Here is a 4,635-nt window from a genome sequence, read left to right as displayed (position 1 = left end):
GGGTAGGCCGCGCATCGTCACTCCTCATGAGTTAACTCGACGATGCGTATGACATCTGCAACCAGATTCAGTTCACATAACGAACGCGAACACAGCCAAAAAAAACGTCGCCCCTGCTTGCGCAAAGACGACGTCCGGTGCAGCAGACCCGTTGCCGGGTCCGGGGAGGGGAATCAGAAACCGTATTTCAGGCCGACGGTGTACACGTCAGCCTTGGCGCCGAACGCCTTGTCCTTGCCGTAGCGCTCGTACTCGGCATTCACGGCGAGCTTTTCGTTCAGCTTGTATTCGACGCCGACGCCGCCATACAGGCCGGTGTCGTAGTCATTGACGTGCGTGCCCAGGCCGTTGTCGAACTTGCGCTCGTTGTAGGCCACGCCCAGCTTGCCGTAGCCGGAAAAGCGGTCGCCGAGCGGCACGGTGTACTTGCCGGCGACATAGGTGCCGGAACCCTTGACGTTGCCGGCGCCATTGTTTTCCTTGCCGAAGTCGGTGTAGCCGGCTTCCACGCCCCAGTTCTGGTCGACCTGGTAGCCGCCATAGACCTTGGCGCCGGTCTTGTAGCTGTCCGTGGTCTGGTTGTCGGCCGTGGCCGCGCCCACGCCGATGTAGGCGTGCGGCGTCGTGGTCTGGGCCTGGGCGGCGCCGGCGACGGCGGAAGTGGCGAGCAATGCGAGCAGCAGTTTCTTCATGGTTCACTCCTTAGTGTTCTCGGGCTCGCGATTCGTCGTGAATCGCAATATGGCCAAGATAGCACCGTGTTTCCCTAAGAGAAGTTCTCAATCGGTAAGGAGTGTAACAAGATGAAAGTAAGTGACTGAAAAGTCACATATGTACGAAACGACGCTGGCCGCGCAAGGGCGGCCGGCCGACGAGCAGGTAAAGGAGGAATTCAGGCCAGTGCGGCCGTCAGGCTTTTCACTTCATCCTCCGATTCCTGGAGGATGGTGTTCAAGGTGCCTTCGCCCACGGCGAAGTCGATGGTGGCGCCGACCTGCACGCCGGGAATGCCCGGATCGCGTTCCAGCAGGGGCGACGGGACGGGCGCCAGGTCGTTTGCGAGCAGCAGCGTGTCGCCCAGGGTTTCCGGCGGCAGGGCGCGCATGCCGTTCCACAGCGCTTCGATGGCACCCATCACGGGTGCGGGCACGCCCAGTTTGAGCAGGACGCCGCGCCCGATGGCCGTCTCGCCATGCTCGATCCACTCGTCGGCGCCGCCGTCCAGCAGGCCCGGGAATTCGGGCGCGCGCGACAGCAGATAAAAGCCGCCGACCTCATGCACGATGCCGGCGAACATCGCCGTTTCCGGATCGACGAACGAGACGCGCCGCGCGATCACCTGCGACAGCGCGGCCACGTGGGTCGAGTGCAGCCACAGCTGGTCGGCCTTGGCGCGCAGCGCCGGGTCGTGGATTTCGCTGGCCAGCTGGCGCACGATGACGGCCGCGGCCAGCGCGCCCAGCGTGCGGAAGCCCACGCGCGCCACGGCTGCCTTGACGTTGGTGACGTCGTTGCCGAAGCGGTTATAGGCGGCCGAGTTGGCGATGGCGACGGTGCGCGCGGCCAGCAGCGGCTCCGTCTGCACGAGGCGCGCCGCTTCGTCGATGTGACACGCCGGATCGGCCAGCGCGCGTTGCAGCTTCAGCGTCGCGTCGACATGGGTCGGGAAGTGGAGGTCGCCGCGCCCGGCTTGCGCGGCAATGCTCTTGAGGGCGTCGATTCTGTCCATGGGAAAAAATTATACCCCCGGGCAGCTCGTCAGGGCTCGCTGAAGATGGCGTCGCAGCCGTCTTTCTGTTCCTCGGTGTCCTGCAGCTCGTCGATGAGGCCGAGGTCGAACAGCTCCTCGACCGCGTTCATGAAGCTGTTCAGGGTGGCGGCGCCGATCAGGCGATAGATCTCGCCGGCGTCGTTGCGCACCCCGATCAGCATCGGCTCGTCGCGGACTTCCGCGGGCGGGGCCACGTCGAGCAGCAGGTTGCCGATGATGTGTTTGTCGAAATGAGGGGGCTTTTTACCTTCGAGCAGTGCAGTCTTCATGTCATCCTTCGTCGGCGGGGACGTGCCCCGCCCGGTGTTCGCCAGGCGCCGGCGCCGCCAGGTCCGGCGCGTCGAGCCGGGTGCGCAGGCGGCGCAGCGCGTGGTCCAGTTGTTCGAAATCGCCGTCGCCATAATCGGCGAACAGCTGCTTGCCGTGTGCGACCACGGCCGGAAACACATTATGGAACAGGGCATCGCCGGCCGCCGTCAGGCACACGCGGAACGAGCGCCTGTCGTCGCATTTGCGCACGCGTTCCACGAGGCCCTTCCGTTCGAGGCGGTCGATGACGCCGGTCAGCGTGCCCTTCGTGATCAGGGTCCGCTCGCCCAGTTCCTTGTAGGTCATGCCGGGCGTGTTGCCGAGGGTGGCGATGATGTCGAATTGCGGATGCGTCAGCCCATGCCGGCGCACCGGTTCGGCGACGAAGCGCTCGAACCCTTGCAGGCATTCGGCCAGCAGGCGCACACTCTTCAGATATCGTTCACCCATGAAACGATTATAGCCGCCAGCGCGGGCAGGCCCCAGCGCTTCGCGTTTTGCGTTCGGCCCCGTTACCATAGCAATCTTGCTAGACAACATTGAACGCTCCATGACCCAGCATCTGCGCGGCCTCCTTGCCCTCGTCGTCGTCGTCCTCGTATGGGGAACGACGTTCCCCGCGATGAAGGAATTGACCGCCTATTTTTCTCCCGTCTGGATCATCCTGACCCGTTTCGTCATCGCGGCGCTGCTGTTGTCGCCCTTCCTGTGGCGCGCGCGGCGCACCGACCTGGCGCTGGGCGCGACGCTCGGCGTGCTGTTGTTCTTCTGCTACCTGTTCCAGGTGGAGGGGCTGGCGCTGACCACGTCCAACCGCAACGCCTTCATCTGCGGCCTGAACGTGCTCGTCGTCCCGCTGCTGGGGCTGATGAAAGGACGCCTGCCGGAGCGCCGCATCGTCGCCGCGCTGCTGCTCGCGGTGCTGGGACTGGTCTCCCTGTGCTGGGACGGCGGCGGCGGCTGGGGCCGCGGCGACACGCTCGCGCTGCTGGCCGCGCTCACGTTCGGCACCTATATCAAGGTCATGGAAATCTACACCCGCCGGGCGATCCGGCTGATGAGCGTGACGGCCGCGCAGATCGGCACGGTCGCCGTGTGCGCCGCGCTGTGGCTGTTCGTGCGCGAGGTGCCGCGCGGCAGCATCGGCATGGAAGAGGCCGCGAATTACTGGACCTACATCGGCCACGGCCTCGCGCGTTATTCTCCGAATTTCGCCTATCTGGGCGTGCTGTGCACGGCCGCCATCATCTCGATGCAGGCCTGGGGCCAGGCGCGCACGAGCGCCAACGAGGCGGCCGTCATCTATGCGTTCGAGCCCGGCGGCGCCGCGTTCTTCGCGTATTTCTGGCTCGGCGAGGCGATGGGCGGCCGCGGTTGGCTCGGCGCGGCATTGTTGATCTCCGGTATGATAGTCAGTCAATGGAATGCCGAAAGCCGGCCGGCCGCCGCGCTCGCCCCCGAGTAATGACCCCTGTTCGTTTCGATGCAGCATCTTGAACTGTCCCGCCTCGCGCAGGAGGCGCCGCTGCGCGTGCTGCTCGTGCACGCCGGCGAGCCGGATGCGCTGACGTGGTCCGGCCTCGTGCAGCCGCTACGCCTGGCGGCCAAGGTGCTGGGGCCCGGACGCCTGCACGTGGACGTGCGCAGTCCGGACAAATTCACGGCCGACCACCGCCTGTGGCACCTCGTGCTGCTCGTCGCGGACGAATCCGAGGCCGGGCTGCGTCCCGCCAACCTGCGCGCCCTCGTCGCGCGCTGCCGCGCGGCGCCGGTCTGGGGCGGCGTCGGCGCCGGCGTGCTGTGGCTCGCGGAGGCGGGCGCGTTGAACGGTGCGCGCGCCGCGTTGCCGTGGTCGCTGTATCCGGACGTCGACATGCGCGCCGACCAGGCCCTGTTGAGCCCGCACCTGTACGAGATCGACGGCGCCCGCATCACCTGCTGCGGCGGCGCGGCCAGCATCGACTTCGCGCTCACGCTCGTCGACACGCTGTTCGGCGCGACGGTCCAGGCCCAGGTCAAGGAAATCCTGTGCGTGGACCGCGTGCGCGGCCCGGACGAGCGCCAGCGCGTGGCGCTGCAGGCCCGCTTCGGCGTGCTGCAGCCCAAGCTGACGGAGGCCGTCACCCTGATGGAAGCGAACATCGAGGAACCGCTGTCGACCGACGACATCGCCCAGCTGGCGGGCGTGTCGCGCCGCCAGCTGGAACGCCTGTTCAAGCAATATCTGGGCAGCCTGCCGTCGCGCTACTACCTCGAACTGCGCCTGCAGCGCGCCCGCCAGCTGCTGCGCGACACCAACCACTCCATCGTGCAGGTGGGCCTGATGTGCGGCTTCTCGTCCGGCTCCCATTTTTCCACTGCCTTCGGCGCCCTGTTCGGCAACACGCCGCGCGAAGAACGCCAGCGCAAGCTGAGCCAATAACCGGGGTCAGAGCCCGATTTTTGGCAATTTCCCGCCGCAAAATATTAAAATTTCGACATTTCCAGAATCAGGGCTCTGACCCTAATGCCGTTAAGTTAAGGTTCTTCGAAGGCGGCGCTCGGGATAACGCTGG

Annotated in this window: 6 protein-coding genes; 2 read left to right on the top strand and 4 right to left on the bottom strand. The window is 65.9% G+C overall.

Translation table 11 applies throughout. The annotated features are described in order from the left end of the window. Positions 1 to 173: 173 nt before the first annotated feature. The 4 genes from ASC93_RS23600 to ASC93_RS23585 form a co-directional block, all read right to left on the bottom strand. Positions 174 to 692, bottom strand: coding sequence for a porin family protein (locus tag ASC93_RS23600; protein WP_056448337.1), 519 nt, complete (start codon positions 690 to 692; stop codon positions 174 to 176). A gap of 200 nt (positions 693 to 892) precedes the next feature. After that, complete coding sequence (locus ASC93_RS23595; RefSeq protein WP_056448335.1) at positions 893 to 1,729, bottom strand: HDOD domain-containing protein; 837 nt, start codon at positions 1,727 to 1,729, stop codon at positions 893 to 895. A gap of 29 nt (positions 1,730 to 1,758) precedes the next feature. After that, positions 1,759 to 2,040, bottom strand: a complete 282-nt coding sequence (locus ASC93_RS23590; RefSeq protein WP_056448331.1) for a hypothetical protein — start codon at positions 2,038 to 2,040, stop codon at positions 1,759 to 1,761. Position 2,041: 1 nt separating this feature from the next. Continuing rightward, positions 2,042 to 2,530: a MarR family winged helix-turn-helix transcriptional regulator gene (locus ASC93_RS23585; RefSeq protein WP_082548296.1), complete on the bottom strand. Its 489-nt coding sequence runs from the start codon at positions 2,528 to 2,530 to the stop codon at positions 2,042 to 2,044. Between the two features lie 100 nt (positions 2,531 to 2,630). Here ASC93_RS23585 and ASC93_RS23580 point away from each other — a divergent pair, with 100 nt between their 5' ends. Together ASC93_RS23580 and ASC93_RS23575 are read left to right on the top strand one after the other, a co-directional pair. Continuing rightward, positions 2,631 to 3,545, top strand: a complete 915-nt coding sequence (locus tag ASC93_RS23580; RefSeq protein ID WP_056448327.1) for a DMT family transporter — start codon at positions 2,631 to 2,633, stop codon at positions 3,543 to 3,545. Positions 3,546 to 3,563: 18 nt separating this feature from the next. Then, a complete protein-coding gene (locus ASC93_RS23575) occupies positions 3,564 to 4,502 on the top strand; it encodes a GlxA family transcriptional regulator (RefSeq protein WP_056448323.1) in 939 nt (312 codons plus the stop codon). The last annotated feature ends 133 nt before the right edge of the window (positions 4,503 to 4,635 follow it).

This window comes from Massilia sp. Root335 (assembly GCF_001425685.1).
Classification (GTDB): Bacteria; Pseudomonadota; Gammaproteobacteria; order Burkholderiales; family Burkholderiaceae_D; genus Telluria; species Telluria luteola.
The sequence above is the reverse complement of the archived record's forward strand: the minus strand, read 5'-3'. Positions and strand labels throughout refer to the sequence as shown.